Below are 15,691 nucleotides of genomic sequence, written 5' to 3'. Positions count from 1 at the left end.
GTGATGATGAAGCTCCTTCTCGCCCTTGCGAATCCGTTCCGCCATTGGGCGCATCTAACGCTCGATGGGGGTCACGACTGACCCAGGTTGGTGACCAGGTTGACGGCGACGGCCAGGACGCCGGTTCCGAAGGCGTACGAGAGCAGCGCGTGCCCGAGCGCGATCCGGCGCATGCGGTTGCTGCTCGGTTCGCTCTCGCCCGGGGAGAAGGACATGCCAACCGTGAAGGCGACGTACGCGAAGTCGGCGTACGCGGGTGGCTCTTCCCACTTGAAGTCAAAGCCGCCGTCGTCCTCGCGGTAGTACAGCCGGGCGTACTTGAACGCGAAGACGGTGTTCACCAGCGCCCACGCCAGAACCACCGCGACGACGCTGAGGATCACGAGCGTGACAGCCACCATGTCGTGCTGGTTCGAGGCGCGAACAAGCGCCTCGGCCACGGCGGCGAGGCTGATCACGGACGCGATCAGGATCGCCGAGTCGGTGGAACGGGAGTGCCGCTCCGCCTCGGCAAGCTCCTCGGTGCGCTCCGGGCTCGCCGACCAGCAAGCCCGCCACACCCAGACGAGGATCGTGCCCGCCGCGAACGTCCAGATCACCAGCGGCGTCAACTCCGGCGCCCCGACCAGCGCGGTGGCCAACCCGGCGACAACACCGACGGCTGTCGACCACAGGGCGCGCCCGACGGACAGCAGGCGTCCCAGCGCCCGTCGTCCCGATCGCTGCTCCACCCGTTCAGCGTTCCCACTCGACCGGATCATGCAGGGGAAACCCCGGGCGATCACCGGATCGGGCTGCATGGAGGACGGCGAGAATGCAGCGCTGCACACTCTGGCCTTGGGCGACCGCTTCATCCGCCAGGGGGCCGTGGCGCCTCACGCCAACCCGCAGAGCTTGTACTCGAGGCGTCGGGCAGCAGCGAGGCAGCGGCGACACCGTCCTCACCCCTCGCCACCGCGCGCGGATTCCTGACAAACGCGCAACGATTGACAACCCCGGTTGTCGGGCGGACTCTGAAGTCGGAGGCCGATGATGAGGGAGCCGATCATGCGGGAGCTGACGTCGGACGAGCGAGTGGAACTACGGCGGGAACTTTGCGCTGTTGCCGCTGACTGGGCGCAGCGGCTGCACAACTCCGATGTGGGTGACCGGGGCGGCGCTGGCCAGGAGCCGAGCTCCGCGGAGCGGATGCGGGCTCACCTCGCGCGGATGGCGGCAGGTGAGCAGATGCGTCGCCTTCTCGCTGACCTCGTGTCCGCCAGTGCCGAGGAAGCGGTGGAGCACGGTGCCGGCTATCCCGAGCTTGGCGCAGCGGTAGGCGCCAGTCGGCAGGCCGCGCGTAAGCGATGGCCTGGCCTGTCGAAGAGGCGTGCTGGCGAGTGGAAGCAACCGCCTGGGGGCATCGGTTGGGCCGGCAGCCAACCAGGAGGCCCGGGACCGTTTTCGGGGACCTGAGGGACCTGGCTTGACAGCCGTGGCTGACTTCAACGGACCTGATGAATGGACCGGGCACGGGTGGGGAGCCTGGGATGTCGGCATCCGGCGGGTTGCCGCAGGCTGATCCCCCCCCCGGTGGAAGGTCTACGAGTCCGGGCCATCGTGGATACCGCAGGAGAGACCGTGCTGGGCCGCTCAGGGGATTCGGAAACCCGGCATGGTGGCCGGTGCGATCGAGAGCCGGCAAGACGTGGCCCGCATCAGCGGCAGGAAGGCCGCTCGACATCTCCGACGTCGAGTCCAGCGATCCGGCGGGAAGGCCGCGCTGGCGTGCTCGACGAGCGTCAGAGTAGCACCGGGTACCGACACGTCAACCCGCCGTAGTCCGATGCCATATGTAGGCCGCAATAGCGCTGGCGATGGCGGGGTGCTGGTCCAAGGATGGTGGCGTGGTTAAGGAGAAGCTGTCGAGGATCGTGCTGGTTGACGACCTGCGCTCGTTCGTTGACGGCCGGGTGGCACAAGTGGCGCGCACCAGCGGGGCAGGCATTGAGGCGCTGGAGCGACACCGCGGAGCGCGGTTGGACGAGCTGTGGCTGGATCACGACCTCGGCGGGGATGACACGATCTGGCCGGTCGTCGAGGTGTTGGAGCGGGCCGCCTTTGAGGAGCGCCCGTTCACCATCGGCGTGGTGTACGTCCACTCGGCGAATCCCGCCGGCGCTGAGAAGATCATGCAGGCGTTGCGGCGCTGGGGGTACGACGTCCGCTCGGCGGCTGGGTCACCGCAGGTCGGCTACCTGTCCGACGCCGATTAGTGTCCGGCCACCCGGACGACGCAGCGTCGACTCGAGCTACGACAGTGACATTTCGCGTCCGAGCCGGGCCAGACCCGGCGTCATGAGGCGATACGCAATCCTGCATTTGAAGTCCGGGCCCGATCAGCGTGGGAACGAGCCCAGGGGTGACTTGTCGCCCACGGACCAGTTGTGACCGAACGGGTCCGTGAAGCCACCTTGACGGTGCGTCCCCCAGGGCATGCGGTGATCCTCGATTGCCGCTCCGGCGACTGCGCCGGCCGCGACGGCGCGCTCGATGAAGGTGTCAGGGTCATCGATGAACACCTCGATGCGGGTGCTCGTGGCCCCCACCTGGCCGGGGCTGGTCTCTGTGGGGTTCTCGGGATTGACCTGGTGGAGGAAGAAGGGGGCGCCGCCGATCTCAAGGCCGGCCACGCCACCGAGGTTCCACAGCTCCGTCGCGCCCAGCGCAGTCCTGTACCAGGCGACTGCGGCGTCTGCATCGGAGACGATCAACATCACAGAGATCACTGGCGATGCGGCGAGCACCGTGTCGCCGGACAGGGCGGAACGATCTCTCGGTTCCTCGGTCATGCCCACAGCATGCCGGAAATCGCCAACAGCGTCTCCCCACCTACAGCAAAGGGCACGCCGATCGCGCTCAGCACTGTCAGGTGTCGTCTCCGCCCATCGATCGCGGGGCGGATAGGTAGACAAGTCGGGCGCCGGCAACGGCGACCTGGACCATGGCGGCGATTTCCCCGGGACGAGCCGCACGCGCCCGTCATGCTGCTGCTCATCCAACGCACGGACAACGGCCTCTGGTCGCTGTCCAGCGGGGGTCAGGAGATCGGGTAAACCGTCGCCACATCGGTCTGATCCCACGGTCCGTATGCGGAACGCTCAACGGCCCGTGTAACCCATCAACTGAAGTCACCGTGTAACGCATCAAGCGGAGTGCGACAACCGGCCGCCGGCGATGTCGGGTCTCAGGACCTGCGTGAACGCATCGGTCCCAGGACCCGCGTGACACGGGGCGGCTAGATGACCTTGCTTCGTCCGGCCATCTACAGTGACGCCGATGGAGCTAGCCGAGATCCGCCGGTATCCGATCAAGTCGCTACTCGGCGAGCAGCTGGCCGCCGTCGAGGTCGACCAGCGGGGACTGGTTGGTGACCGTTTGTGGGCCGTGCGGGACGCAGACGGGAAGCTGGGCAGCGGGAAGAACACCCGTCGCTTCCGACGGATGCCGGGCCTGTTCACGCTCCGCGGGCATTTCGGTGATCCGGTGCCGCTCGTCGAGCTGCCCGACGGACGCCGGTTCGCCGCCGATACAGCAGCAGGGCATGAGGCTGTCAGCAAGGTGCTCGCCCGTCGCGTCACGATCGAGCGTCAGGCTGAGGTCATGCACCACGACGAGGGACCGGTAAGCCTGATCAGTACCGCCGCCCTGCGACGACTCCATGATCTCCTGGGGGAGCCCGTCGAGCCGTTGCGGTTCCGCGCCAACCTGCTTGTCGATGTGCCGGGAAGCGACTTCCCTGAAGACGGATGGCTCGGAAGAGCTGTTCGCATCGGTTCCGAGGTCGTCTTGAGACCACGCCAGCGGCTTACTCGATGCGTCATGATCGACCTCGCTCAGGAGGACGCCCCGGAGCACGGGCATCTCCTGCGAACTGTCGCCGATCATCACGACATGACCCTTGGCGTGTGGGCCACAGTCGAACGCCCTGGTCGTATCGCACTGGGGGATGCCGTCGAAGCCATCCCTGGCACTTCCGAGCATGTTGACGAAGGTCGCGATGGCGAGGACGCGCCGAGGGCCGTGAGCGGGGACGAGTCCTCGGGCAACGAGCCATGAGCTGTTCGGTGGCGGGATGGGAATGGACGTTGTCGCTGCCGGCAAAGTGACGGGGCCTCTCGTCGACGATGGTAGACTTGTGGCAGAGCTGGGCCCTGCCGGGCGCCGTTACTCGAGGCTGGCCAACTCTTCGGGAGACAGGCGCAGCGCCCCGGCGGCGAGGTTCTCGACCAGGTGATTGGGGTTGCCGGTGCCGGGGATGGCCAGTAGGTGTGGCCCGCGGCTGAGGGTCCACGCGATCCGTACCTGCGCCGGTGTCGCGCCGTGTGCGCGGGCGATCACCTCCACCGCCTCGTTGGTGGCCACGCCGCCGGCCTCACGTTTGTCGCCGGCGATCGCGTAGAACGGCACGAAGGCGACACCCTGCTCGCCGCAGGTGCGCACGAACTGGTCGTGCATGCGTCGGGTGTCGACGCCGTACGGGTTCTGCACGCACACCACCGGGGCGATCGCCTGTGCCTGCGCGAGGTGGTGCGGGCGGATGTTCGACAGGCCGAGATGCCGGATGAGCCCGGCGTCGCGCAGATCGGCCAGCGCGCCGAAGTGCTCCGCGACCGAGTCCAGCCCGTGCTGGCGCAGGTTCACGACGTCGAGGTGGTCGCGGCCGAGTTGGCGCAGGTTTTCCTCGACCTGCCCGCGCAGTTGGTCCGGTCGGGCCAGCGGCAGCCACTCCCCTGAGGGGTCGCGGCCCGGCCCGACCTTCGTGGTGATGACCAGGTCGTCGGCGTACGGCGACAACGCCGTGTTGATCAGTTCGTTCGCCGACCGGAGCGGCGAGAAGTAGAACGCCGCCGTGTCGATGTGGTTGACGCCGAGCTCGACCGCCCGGCGCAGCACGCCGATGACCCTCTCGCGGTCGCTTGCCGCGTAGCCGTTGTGCGTCAGGCGCATCGCGCCGAACCCGATCCGGTTGACGGTCAGGTCGCCGAGCGTCCAGGTGCCTGCGGACCCGGCAGTGATCATGTTGATGGGCATCGGGCGAATCTAGCCATGCCCGCTGACCTGCGCAGTCGGTCGTCCGTCGGATACCGCGCAGGCAAGATCACTGCTAACTTATCTATCGTGGGAAGCGCTCCGTCGGGGGAGCGCAGTGACGGTCCGCAGCTCATCTCGGCCCTGACCGCATTCCGCGTTCCGCCTGTGCGGCTGGCCGTCTGAGGACGAGGCCTGACCGGGCCCTGGGCGATGAGGCGTACACATCGAAATGGCGTTGGACAGGCGCCCGCGGTGGGTGCGCCTCCGGCCGACCAAAGCTTGACTTGCGGGTTGCGTGCCAGAGCACCACGGCCTGGAGGTGCAACCGCTTCCGCCAGGACTTGTCCGGCGCGGTGGATGTGGATCCAGCCGAGGCGCCTACGGTGGCTGGATGCCACGCATCGAGCTGACCACGGACGTCCAGGCGGCCCCGGAGGCCGTCTTCGATGCCTGCCTCGACGTCGGTGTGCACACCGAGTCGATGGGAACCAGCGCCGAACGGGCGGTCGGCGGCGTGACGGCCGGCCAGCTGAAGGCCGGCGATGCCGTCACGTGGGAAGCCAGACATTTCGGCCTCCCCTGGCGGATGACCGTTCGGATCACCGACTACCGGCGGCCGCACGGCTTCACGGATGAGCAGATCAGCGGCCCGTTCGGCCGATGGCACCACGAGCACACCTTTACGCCGAACCCGGCCAACTCGTCGGCGACCGTCATGCGCGATGTCATCGACTTCACCGCGCCGATGGGACCCGTCGGCGGCCTCGTGGCCAGCCTCATCCTGCGGCCGTACCTGCAACGACTCATCGCACGTCGCAACGCCTATCTCGCTGCGGCCCTGGGCGGCACCTTCCTGCCCGGCCCACGAGGAGGCCGGCACGGAGATGCCCGGTGACGGCGGGGCACCGATGGGCACAAGACAGCGTGAAACGTCGGCGACCGCCGCGTCGGCCCGCGAGGCGCGGGCCGACGACGGGCACGAGACGCGACACCGGCCCTGGCCGCAGGCGCAGAGCCGGTGTCGTGTCTCCAGTGGGTGGGCGCGGCCTACTTCGGTGCCGGCGAGGCGTAGCCGACGATGGACGAGGCCCAGTTGCTGTACTGCGGGTGGGTCACGCCGTCCGACTGGTTGCCGCCGACCACGTAGTGGTTGCCGTCCGTGCTGGTGTCGTAGTACGACGTGACGATGGCAACGTGGTCGTAGGTGCCGTTGCCGTCCCAGTCGTAGACCGCCGCGTCACCCTTGCGCGGGACGTAGCCGCTGCCTCGCCCGTGCCAGGTGCCGTTGTTGATGCCGTACGTCCGGAAGCTGCCGGCGGCCGCGGTGAGACCGGTGTACTTCGCGCCGCCCCAGTAGAAGGCGAACTTCGCGAAGTCGGCGCACCAGGGCCGCTTGCGCCACGCCACCGGGCCCCAGGACTTGGTGCCGTCGCGGTACATGTAGCCGTCGGTGGTCTTGCCGCACTTGGCGTACGTGGAGGCGGTGCCGTCGTAGCGGTCGTTGGCCGGGTCGGCCCAGAAACCGCTGTAGAAGTTGCAGTCCTCGGTCGACGTCTCGGACAGCCGTGCCTGGACGTCGGAATTGGTGGACGTGTACTGCTCCCAGGCGATGTTGCCGACGTCGATGCCGAGCTGGGTGTCGCCCGCGGCGTACGCGGGGCTGGCCACGCCGAAGGCCGACGCCGCGATCGCGACCGCGGCGACGAGCGCCATCCGGATGCTTTTCATTGCTCCTCCGATTTCTGACTGATGGGGTCGTCAGAAAGCTTCGGTGCGCGTGCTTGGGCGATTCTTGAACGTGTCTTGAACGGATCCGGCAGGAATGTGGCCGGTATGGCTGGAGCAATTCAACGTGCGGCGGCGCGGTCGAGTTCGCGCAGCGTGCCGGCCACCTCGTCGGCGTGCGGATGGTCGAGTTCGCGGAGAATGGTGACCGCCTGCCGGAGGAAGTCCCGCGCGAGATCCACCTCGCCGGCGGCACGGTGGCTCGCCCCCAGATGCGTCAGGATCTCCGCCTCGTTGTACCGGTCCCGGAAGCCGCGGACCAGGTCGAGGGCCCGCTGGTAGCAGGCGTTGGCCTCCGCGTGGCGACCCAGGTGGTGGTACGTGTAACCCAGGCTGTCCCAGGCGCCTGCCTCCGCGTGCCGGTCGCCGAGCTCCTGGTTGAGCTCGACGGCCCGCTCGCAGTACGCCAGCGCCGCATGATGGTCGCCCAGTTGCGCGTGCAGCCACCCGGCGTTGTTGACGGCCCGTGCCTGCCCGGGCCGGTGCCCGGCCTGCCGATAGAGGTCGAGGGCCAGTTCGTTGTGGTGGAGGGCGTCGGACCATCGGTCCTGCTGGTTGTAGACCCAGCCGATCCCCCGGTGGGTGTGTGCCTGGCTCACCAGGTCGCCCAGGTCCTCGAAGAGCGTGAGCGCCGTCCCGTGGTGCCGGTGGGCCTCGTCGAGCTCCCCGAGCTGGGTGTGGGCCACCCCCAGGCTGCGGTGGGAGCAGGCCTGCCAGCGCCGGTCGCCCAGGCGGCGGGCGGCACGCAGCGCCGCGAGCTGGGTCGTCGTCCAGTCGCGCCAGTGACCCTGCTCGTCGAGGTAGCTCTCCAGCGTCCAGGCCAACCGCCAGACGTACGCGTCGAGGCCGTCCCGGACCGCCCGGTCCAGGATGCTGAGCAGGACGGCGTGCTCGGTGTGGAACCAGGCCAGCGCCTTAGCCTGGTCGGCGACCGGATCGAGGGTGAGCTGGTGCTCCGCGGGCGGCAGGGTGATCGGCTCGCGGAGCGGGTCGAGCAGGCAGGCCGCCGCGTGTGCGGTGTGCAGGTAGTGGTCGAGCATGCGACGCAGGGCGGCCCGCCCGGTCTCGGGGAGGTCGCGCTCGACCTGCTCCGCCGCGTACAGGCGCACCAGGTCGTGCAGGCGGTAGCGCGTCGGCGTCTGCTGGTGGACCAGGTGGGCCTCGTGCAGTTCGTGCAGCAGCGTGCGCGTCTGCTGCGCGGGCAGGCCGTTCAAACTCGCCACGGCTCCCAGGCTGACGTCGGGGCCCGGGGTGAGCCCGAGCAGCCGGAACACCCCTGCCGCCCGGGGCTGCAACGCCCGGGTCGAGGCGGCGAAGACCGCGCGCAGGTCGGCGGTCAACTCGCCGGTGGTCAGGGCGTCCAGCCGCGTTGCCTCCTCGGACAACTCCTCGACGAGCACCCGGAGCGGGAGGTCACGCTGCATCGCCGCGCGGGCCGCGACGATGCTCAGGGCCAGCGGCAGACCACGGCACCGGTCCAGCAGCGCCGCGACGCTGTCGGGTTCCTCCGCGACGCGGCGCGCCCCGAACCGGCGGGACAGCAGGTGGTGGGCCTCGTCGTCGGTCAGGACGTTCAAAGTGAATCCCTGCGCGCCCTGCGCGACGAGTCCGCCGAGACGGCGGCGGCTGGTCACCAGCACCGTGCAGGTGGGACTGCCGGGCAGGAGCGGGACGACCTGCGCCGTGTCCTGGGCGTTGTCCAGCACGATCAGCATCCGCCGCCCGGCGATCAGGCTGCGGTAGAGGGCCGCCTGTGCGTCCAGGCCGGTCGGGATCGCCCTGGGTGCCACGGCGAGGGCGTCGAGGAAGCCGCGCAGCGCGACCGCTGGGGGTACCGGGTCGGCGGAGGGGTCGAAGCCACGGAGGTTCACGTAGAGCTGACCGTCGGGGAAGCGGTCCAGATTGTCGTACGCCCAGCGCAGGGCCAGCCACGTCTTGCCGATGCCGCCGATCCCACCGATCACCGCGACGGCGACGGCCTCCGCGTCACCGGCCTGACCCTCCAGAAGGTTGGACAGCGTGGCCAGTTCGCGGACGCGGCCGGTGAACAGAGGCGGTGGCGCCGGCAGTTGGCGGGGCGTCGGGTGGGGCGCCGTCGTCGCGGCGGCCGGCGCGGCGAGTGCCGGCTCGCCGTTGAGGATGCCCAGGTGCAGCGCCTGCAGATCGGGGCCGGGGTCGACGCCGGTCTCGTCGGCCAGGACGCGCCGGAGCCGGTCGTAGTGGTCGAGCGCCTCGGCCTGCCGGCCGCAGCGGTAGAGGGCACGCATGAGTTGCCCGGCGAGACGCTCGTCCAGCGGGTGGGCCGGTGCCTCCCGCAGCAGGTCCGGCAGCAGTGACGCGTGCAGGCCCAGCCGCAGCGCGACATCCGTCCGGTCCCGCTCGGCGGCCCGCCTCTCCCGCGTGAGGGCCTCCCGCGTCTCGTTGAGCCACGGGGTGTCCAGCCGCGCGAAGGGCTCGCCCCGCCAGAGGCCGAGGGCCTCGTCGAAGCGCCGCAGTGCCGCCTCGTCGTCGTTCACAGCGCCGGTCCCGGCGACCAGCCCGCGGAACCGGTGCAGGTCCACCGCGGCCGGGTCCACGGTGAGCAGATAGCCGCCCGACCGGCGGGAGATCCCGACGCCCTCGGCTCCGGCGAGGCAGGACCGCAGCCGGGACAGGTAGCTGTACAGCGAGTTCACGGCGCGCTGCGGACGATGGTCGGCCCAGACCCGGTCGAGGAGCTGGTCGACGTGGACGACGCGGTTCGCCTCGATGAGCAGGACAGCCAGGACGCTGCGCTGCCGCGCGTGACCCAGGTCGACCCAGACGCCGTCGATCTCCGCCCCGACCTCGCCCAGCAGCCTGAACTCCACCGACACCGTCCCCCGCTGTCGTCCATTCCCGGCTTGACCAGGCGATTCAAGATTTGCTCAAGAAACCACTCCAGTCTACTCGGAGACATTCACGGACTCGAATAGCACGGGTCCCGCGCCTACGTTCTGGGACGGACACCGAAACAGGCCCCGCGACTCCGAGGAATCGCGGGGCCCGCTGACACGGACATGACGTGTGGTGTGGTGCTCGGGACCGTGGTGGCAGCACCGAGCAGGCGGCGTCAGCCGTCGGCGGAGACCTCGAAGAGCCGGCTGCCGCTGACGAACGTGGACCCTTCGTAGTTCGCGACGGTGAACCTGATGTAGCCGGTCTCGGCGATGTCGAGGTCGATGTCGACGCAGTTGCCGTAGCCGGGGTAGTAGTGCTTGTTGCCGCTCCACGAGCCACCGTTGATCGCGTAGTTCACCACCGGGTGGTGGTTCGAGCCCGTGTCGCAGACCCAGAGGTGCTCCCCGTAGGGAGCGAAGCAGGCGAACGCGCCGCCGTCGTACGAGTAGTCGCCGTAGCAGGCGGACGGCGGGCTCGCCGCCGCCTGCATCGACGGCGCGGCGGCCGAGGCCGGCGCGACGAACGTCAGCACCCCACCGGTGGCGACGGCGCCCACCGTCGCGATTCGCCGAAACTGCATGGGAACCTCCTGTGCGAGTCGCCCCGGTGCGTCCGGGGCATCTGCGTCAGAGGCTTCCGGTGGAGGTGTGGACAAACCTTGCGCGGAGGTTGAATCGCCTGCTGAACGGCGGGCGCGCCGGAATGCCGTGCCGGCGATCGGCAAGCCGCTGGCATCCGCCCACCGATCACGACTGCGGCGTTCCCTGCTCGTCCGCGACCTGGATGATCGTCTTGCCCGGCGTGCGGCGGTCGCGGGCGAACGCGGAGGTCGCCTCGGAGAACGGCCGCACGGCGCCGACGATGGGGTTGAGCCGCCCGGTCCGCACCCGGTGGGCGAGATCTGCCAGCCGGACGCGATCAGGCTCGACGACGAAGAAGACCGCTCGCCCGCCCTTCGGCTGCACGGTGGGCGGCACGGCGATGGTGACGACGGTGCCGCCCGGCCGTACCAGTTCGGTCGATCGCGCGAGGATGTCGCCGCCGATGACGTCGAGCACCAGGTCCACCTCGCCGGCGTGCTGCAGCTCGTCGGCGTCCAGGTCGAGGAAGATGTGCGCGCCGAGGCCGAGCGCAACATCGCGGTCGCCGGCCCGGCCGGTCCCGATCACGCGGGCGCCCACCTCCCGCGCGAGCTGGACGGCGAGCGAGCCGACCCCGCCGGCGGCGCCGTGGATGAGGACGGTCTGGCCGGTCGTGAGGTGGCCGTGGTCGAACAGTCCCTGCCACGCGGTCAGCCCCGAGATGGGCAATGCGGCGGCCACGGTGTGGTCGATGTCGGCCGCGAGGGGAGCGAGGTTGCGAGCCTCCACCGCGGTGTATTCGGCGAGGGATCCGTCGCGGGCCCAGTCGGTCAGCCCGAACACCCGCTGGCCGACGGTGAGGCCGGTGGTCCCGTAGCCGAGTTCGACCACCACTCCGGACAGTTCGTGCCCGGGGATGCTGGGTGTCCGGTCGCGACCGGCGCGATCGGTCCACGTCGCCGGCCAGTCGAGCTCGCCGGGGGTGAAGCCCGCGGCGTGTACGCGCACGATGACGTCGTTCTCGGCGGCGTGCGGGTAGGGCATGTCGGTCAGGGTGAGCCCGCCGACACCCGCCTCACGGTCGCGTACGGTGATCGCTCGCATGCTCGAATCCTCTCCAGGGCGTTCGTCGGTTGGGTTTGTCGTGGGCCCGATCAGCTCGGCCAGGGCGAACCGAGCATGCGTTCGACAGTCGTCACCCGGCGGAAGCCGGGGATGAAGTGTTCGAGCACGTCGGAGTTCACGGTGCCGTTCGTGGTCTCGGGCCGGTTCTTCAGTCCCTCGACGTAGGTCCGCAGGAACTCGTTCTTGAAGTCGCCTCGCGGGTGGACGGCGAGGATCTCGTCCAGCTGATCGCGGTCCAGTCCGTCCAGGCCGAGGCCGAGGACGTCGGTCAGGACACCGAGGTACATGGTGGCGATCTCCGGGGCCATCCGGTCGGGGATGCCCGGCGTGGTGTGCAGCGCGATCGCCGTCCAGACGGTCTCCGCGGCGGCCGCCGGGAAACCCCGCTCCAGGAGGAACGTGCGCGCGTGGTCGGCCCCGTCGACCTCGAAGCGCTGCTCGACGTCGGAGAAGGGGGTCAGGAGGCCGGTGTCGTGGAACATGGCCGCCAGGTAGAGCAACTCCGGGTCCGGTTTCACGCCGAGCCGCTCCGCGTGGATCAGGCCGAAGAAGAAGACCCGCCGGGAGTGGTGGTAGATGAGCGGGCTGGTCGTCTCCTGGATGCGCCTGGTCGCCTCGGCGACGGCCGCTGTCTCCGGAATCTCCAACCCCGCGATGACCTCTGGCATGATCCTTGACCTTCCCGGAAATGTTCGCGTTCGCTGTCTCCGGCCCCCATGCTGCCCACCGATCGTCGTACGGCGCCGCCTTCGTCCGGCCAGGAATCCCTCATATCCGGACAGGGCGCGCTCGGCCCAGGATCACGGAGAGCCCGGTCACCTGGACGTCGTACCTTGAGCGATCTTGACCACGAAGAGCCCGCCGCCTGCGGTGGCGGCGTGCTACCAATGACCGGTGTCCGAGCCTCCCGCTGCGCCGACCCGACGGCGGTCGGTACCGCCGGCGTCCGGCCGCCCCGACGCGGATCCGGCTCCGAAGGGACCGCGGCGGTGAGTGCCGGCACCCACCGCGTCGCGATCCTCGTCTACGACGGGGTGACGTTGCTGGACGTCGCCGGCCCCGCGGAGGTGTTCAAGGAGGCGAACCGGTTCGGCGCCGACTACCGCATCGTGTTGCTGTCGCCCACCGGTGCGGACGTCACGACGAACCTCGGAGTCCGGATCGCGGTCGACGGCGCCATCTCGTCGGAGCCGGCCTTCGACACGTTCCTGGTGGCCGGGTCCGACCGCTTTCCGCGCGCCCGTGTTCCCGCCGACCTGGCGGACGCCGTACGGACACCGGCCGCCGCGGCCGGTCGGGTCGCGTCGATCTGCACCGGGGCGTTCGTCCTCGCCGCCGCCGGCCTCCTCGACGGCAAGCGCGCGACCACGCACTGGAAGGTCGCGCACGAACTCGCCGCCCGGCACCCGACGTCCCGCGTCGAGCCCGACGCGATCTACGTTCGCGACGGCACGACGTACACCTCGGCCGGGGTCACGGCCGGAATTGATCTGGCGCTCGCTCTCGTCGAGGATGATCACGGGCCCGACGTGGCGCGCGACGTCGCCCGCGCCCTGGTCGTGTACATGCAGCGTGCGGGCGGCCAGTCCCAGTTCTCGGCACCGCTGCAGGGACCGCCGCCCCGGTCGCCGGCTCTCCGCACGATCACCGACCTGGTGACGGCGAACCCGCGCGGGGACCACTCGCTCGGTGAACTCGCGAAACACCTCAACGTGAGCACCCGGCACCTCACCCGGCTCTTCCACGACGAGCTGTCCACGACACCGGCCCGCTACGTGGAGAACATCCGGTTCGACATGGCCAGGGCACTGCTCGACCAGGGGCACAGCGCGACGCAGGCCGCGACCCTCGCCGGGTTCCCCAGCTACGAGAGCATGCGACGGGTCTTCGCCCGGAAACTGTCGATCAGCCCCGCCGCCTACCAGCGCCGATTCAGCACGACGCGCCGCACCGGCGCGGGTTAGTGCCCGGGTCGCGGCCCCGTGTTCGGTGGCCCGTGGGCCCGGGTCCGCGACGGTCGCCGGTCGATCACCGCCACCGGCGGCCGCTCGCCCTGCGACGCGGCGGAGTTGGCCTCATTGGTGAGCCCTTCGTCGGTGGGATCCAAGCGGTGACTGTCGTCACGACCCCTTGTTCGCCCCCGGGGGTCCCTCCTGGATGCACGCGCCGGACAGCCGGCGGGTGTCGATCCGCCGCCCGGACAGCCGGCGGGTGTCGATCCGCCGCCCGGGCCACGGTACGGGCGACGACCTGCGAATCCGCGCACCTCCTGCCCGGCCCGGGCCCGGTAGATTCGGCGGTCGGACGAGAGCTGAGGTGGCATGGTCAAGGGCTGGCACGGCTGGATCGGTACGTTCAACGGCGTCGTACTCATCACGGTTGCCGCACTGCCGTTGGCCGCGCTGGCGGTGTGGGTTCTGGCACGCCGCCGGACTGTCACCGGCACCGCGCCGGCGGCGGCGTGGCGCAGGTCGCTGGCCGAGGTCGGCATCGTCTACGGGACGGTGCCGTGGGTATGGATGATCATGTTGCCGAATGGCCGGGCCGGCGCCGTTTCCGGTCGGGTGAGCCTCGTGCCGTTGCGGGACCTGCTCACGATCCTCGGGAGCGGGCCGCTGACCATGACGGTCCAGATCGTCGGCAACCTGCTGGTGTTCGCGGCGCTCGGGTTCCTCGCCCCGCTGCGGTTCGCGGCGCTGGCGTCGGTGCCGCGGATCCTGGCGCTCGCGGCGGGCTGCTCGGTCCTGGTCGAGACGGCGCAGTACGTGCTGCGGCTGGACCGGGTGTCCTCCGTCGACGACGTGCTGCTCAACGCCGCCGGCGCCGGGCTGGCCGCGCTGGCCTCGCGGCGCTGGTGGCGGGCCACGGCCGGCGCGCCGTCAGCGCCTCGACCGGCCCCGGTGCCGGGGCGCTGAGCGGCCCGCGGTACGCCGGTCGGTGACGCGGGGCGGTGACCGGGACCGCGTCAGATCGCCGCACCGGGGCCGGGAAGCAGGTCGACGTCACCGGCGTGCATCGGCTCGCCGCAGTGCGCGCAGCGCAGGTCGACGCTGCTGACCTCGCCGCAGGCGTGATGGCGGTACAGGACCGGCGGGCCGGCCGGACCGGCGAGCCACTTGTCGCCCCAGCGGACCATGACCATCAGCAGGTCGACCAGCTCGGTGCCCTTCTCGGTCAGGACGTACTCGAACCGGGGTCGCTGGTCGTAGGGCCGGCGCTCGAGCACCCCCTGGTCGACGAGGTGGTTCAGCCGCTCGGTCAGGACCTTGCGCGAGATGCCGAGGTCCGCCTGGATCTGCTCGAACCGGGTGAACCCGGCGTACACGTCACGCAGGACCAGCGGTGACCAGGGCTCGCCGATCACGTCGAGCGTGCGGGCGATCGAGCAGGCCATCTCGCCGAAGTTCGTGCGCTGCATGACCCCAGTGTAGCAAGTTGGGTTCCCTTAAGGAACTTGAGCTGTTACGGTCGCAGAGTCTCTTGAAGGAACTGAGGAGGGTTTACGGCATGAGCAAGGTGTTCATCGCGCTGTCGGTCTCGGTCGACGGATACATCGCCGGTCGCGACCCCGGCGCCGGGCGGGGGCTGGGTGACGGAACGGTGCTGTTCGACTGGTTGTTCGACGGTGACACCCCCAGCCAGGTGTTCGACGGGTTCCACCTGAGTGAGCCCAGTGCCCGGGTGCTCGACGCCGCGGCCGGGCGCGTCGGCGCGAGCCTGGCCGGCCGCAACACGTACGACTACTCCGGGTGGGTCCACGGCGGGACGCCGCACCCGACGGCGCCGCTGATCGTGCTCAGCCACCGGCCGGTGCCGGGTATGAGCGACGACCGTCAGACGCTGGTGACCACCGGCATCGAGGACGCGGTCGCGGCCGCGCGGGACGCCGCCGGCGACAAGGACGTCGCCCTCATGGGCGGCGGCGTCGCGACGGCGGCCCTCGCCGCGGGACTGGTCGACGAGGTGATCCTGCACCAGGTGCCGGTCCTGCTCGGCGGCGGCCGGCCCTACTTCCAGTCGCTTCCCGAGCACGTGCGGCTCCGCCTCGTCGAGGCCGTCCCGGCCCCCGGCGTGACCCACCTCCACTACGAGGTGGTCCGGTGACCCTCGTCGCCGCGGGTGCGCGGCCGGTCCCGCGTCGACGCGTTCGAGGCGTCCCAGCGGGCCTGACCGAAGTCGTCCCGGCCGTTCGCCGTCTCCGGATCCGC

15 protein-coding genes are annotated in these 15,691 nt (G+C 70.2%); 6 read left to right on the top strand and 9 right to left on the bottom strand.

Features of this window, described 5'->3' with window-relative positions:
- Positions 1-71 precede the first annotated feature (71 nt).
- Entirely contained in the window at positions 72-731 is a 660-nt protein-coding gene (locus NFX44_RS16045; protein ID WP_262284365.1) for a DUF1345 domain-containing protein, read from the bottom strand.
- A gap of 1,155 nt (positions 732-1,886) precedes the next feature.
- Here NFX44_RS16045 and NFX44_RS16040 point away from each other — a divergent pair.
- Entirely contained in the window at positions 1,887-2,255 is a 369-nt protein-coding gene (locus NFX44_RS16040; RefSeq protein WP_262284364.1) for a cyclic-phosphate processing receiver domain-containing protein, read from the top strand.
- Between the two features lie 123 nt (positions 2,256-2,378).
- On the opposite strand, the gene NFX44_RS16035 is transcribed toward NFX44_RS16040, so the two are convergent.
- Positions 2,379-2,831, bottom strand: a complete 453-nt coding sequence (locus NFX44_RS16035) for a VOC family protein (RefSeq protein ID WP_262284363.1) — start codon at positions 2,829-2,831, stop codon at positions 2,379-2,381.
- Positions 2,832-3,318: 487 nt separating this feature from the next.
- Between NFX44_RS16035 and NFX44_RS16030 the strand changes: the two genes are divergently transcribed.
- Entirely contained in the window at positions 3,319-4,098 is a 780-nt protein-coding gene (locus NFX44_RS16030) for an MOSC domain-containing protein (RefSeq protein ID WP_262284362.1), read from the top strand.
- A 108-nt stretch (positions 4,099-4,206) separates the two neighbouring features.
- On the opposite strand, the gene NFX44_RS16025 is transcribed toward NFX44_RS16030, so the two are convergent.
- The gene (locus NFX44_RS16025; RefSeq protein ID WP_262284361.1) at positions 4,207-5,073 is read right to left on the bottom strand and encodes an aldo/keto reductase; all 867 of its coding nucleotides are present in this window, start codon (positions 5,071-5,073) and stop codon (positions 4,207-4,209) included.
- Positions 5,074-5,464: 391 nt separating this feature from the next.
- On the opposite strand from NFX44_RS16025, the gene NFX44_RS16020 reads away from it, so the two are divergent.
- Positions 5,465-5,968, top strand: coding sequence for an SRPBCC family protein (locus tag NFX44_RS16020; protein ID WP_262284360.1), 504 nt, complete (start codon positions 5,465-5,467; stop codon positions 5,966-5,968).
- A gap of 152 nt (positions 5,969-6,120) precedes the next feature.
- Here NFX44_RS16020 and NFX44_RS16015 read toward each other — a convergent pair whose 3' ends face one another.
- The 5 genes from NFX44_RS16015 to NFX44_RS15995 all read right to left on the bottom strand — a co-directional run bounded on the left by NFX44_RS16015 (position 6,121) and on the right by NFX44_RS15995 (position 12,151).
- Positions 6,121-6,801 (bottom strand): CHAP domain-containing protein, encoded by a 681-nt coding sequence (locus NFX44_RS16015; protein ID WP_262284359.1) that lies wholly within the window; start codon positions 6,799-6,801, stop codon positions 6,121-6,123.
- A 119-nt stretch (positions 6,802-6,920) separates the two neighbouring features.
- The gene (locus NFX44_RS16010) at positions 6,921-9,707 is read right to left on the bottom strand and encodes an AfsR/SARP family transcriptional regulator (RefSeq protein ID WP_262284358.1); all 2,787 of its coding nucleotides are present in this window, start codon (positions 9,705-9,707) and stop codon (positions 6,921-6,923) included.
- 242 nt (positions 9,708-9,949) lie between these two features.
- Positions 9,950-10,357: a hypothetical protein gene (locus NFX44_RS16005; RefSeq protein WP_262284357.1), complete on the bottom strand. Its 408-nt coding sequence runs from the start codon at positions 10,355-10,357 to the stop codon at positions 9,950-9,952.
- A 166-nt stretch (positions 10,358-10,523) separates the two neighbouring features.
- Positions 10,524-11,462, bottom strand: a complete 939-nt coding sequence (locus NFX44_RS16000; protein ID WP_262284356.1) for an NADP-dependent oxidoreductase — start codon at positions 11,460-11,462, stop codon at positions 10,524-10,526.
- Between the two features lie 50 nt (positions 11,463-11,512).
- Positions 11,513-12,151, bottom strand: a complete 639-nt coding sequence (locus NFX44_RS15995; protein WP_262284355.1) for an HD domain-containing protein — start codon at positions 12,149-12,151, stop codon at positions 11,513-11,515.
- Positions 12,152-12,472: 321 nt separating this feature from the next.
- On the opposite strand from NFX44_RS15995, the gene NFX44_RS15990 reads away from it, so the two are divergent.
- Positions 12,473-13,447: a GlxA family transcriptional regulator gene (locus NFX44_RS15990; protein WP_262284354.1), complete on the top strand. Its 975-nt coding sequence runs from the start codon at positions 12,473-12,475 to the stop codon at positions 13,445-13,447.
- A gap of 357 nt (positions 13,448-13,804) precedes the next feature.
- Positions 13,805-14,398, top strand: coding sequence for a VanZ family protein (locus NFX44_RS15985; protein WP_262284353.1), 594 nt, complete (start codon positions 13,805-13,807; stop codon positions 14,396-14,398).
- 50 nt (positions 14,399-14,448) lie between these two features.
- Here the strand turns inward: NFX44_RS15985 and NFX44_RS15980 are convergent, their stop codons facing one another.
- Positions 14,449-14,901 (bottom strand): helix-turn-helix domain-containing protein, encoded by a 453-nt coding sequence (locus NFX44_RS15980; RefSeq protein WP_262284352.1) that lies wholly within the window; start codon positions 14,899-14,901, stop codon positions 14,449-14,451.
- 89 nt (positions 14,902-14,990) lie between these two features.
- Between NFX44_RS15980 and NFX44_RS15975 the strand changes: the two genes are divergently transcribed.
- Positions 14,991-15,587: a dihydrofolate reductase family protein gene (locus tag NFX44_RS15975; RefSeq protein WP_262284351.1), complete on the top strand. Its 597-nt coding sequence runs from the start codon at positions 14,991-14,993 to the stop codon at positions 15,585-15,587.
- The last annotated feature ends 104 nt before the right edge of the window (positions 15,588-15,691 follow it).

The organism is Micromonospora sp. MA102 (assembly GCF_025460765.1).
Taxonomy (GTDB): Bacteria; Actinomycetota; Actinomycetes; order Mycobacteriales; family Micromonosporaceae; genus Micromonospora; species Micromonospora halotolerans.
The sequence above is the reverse complement of the archived record's forward strand: the minus strand, read 5'-3'. Positions and strand labels throughout refer to the sequence as shown.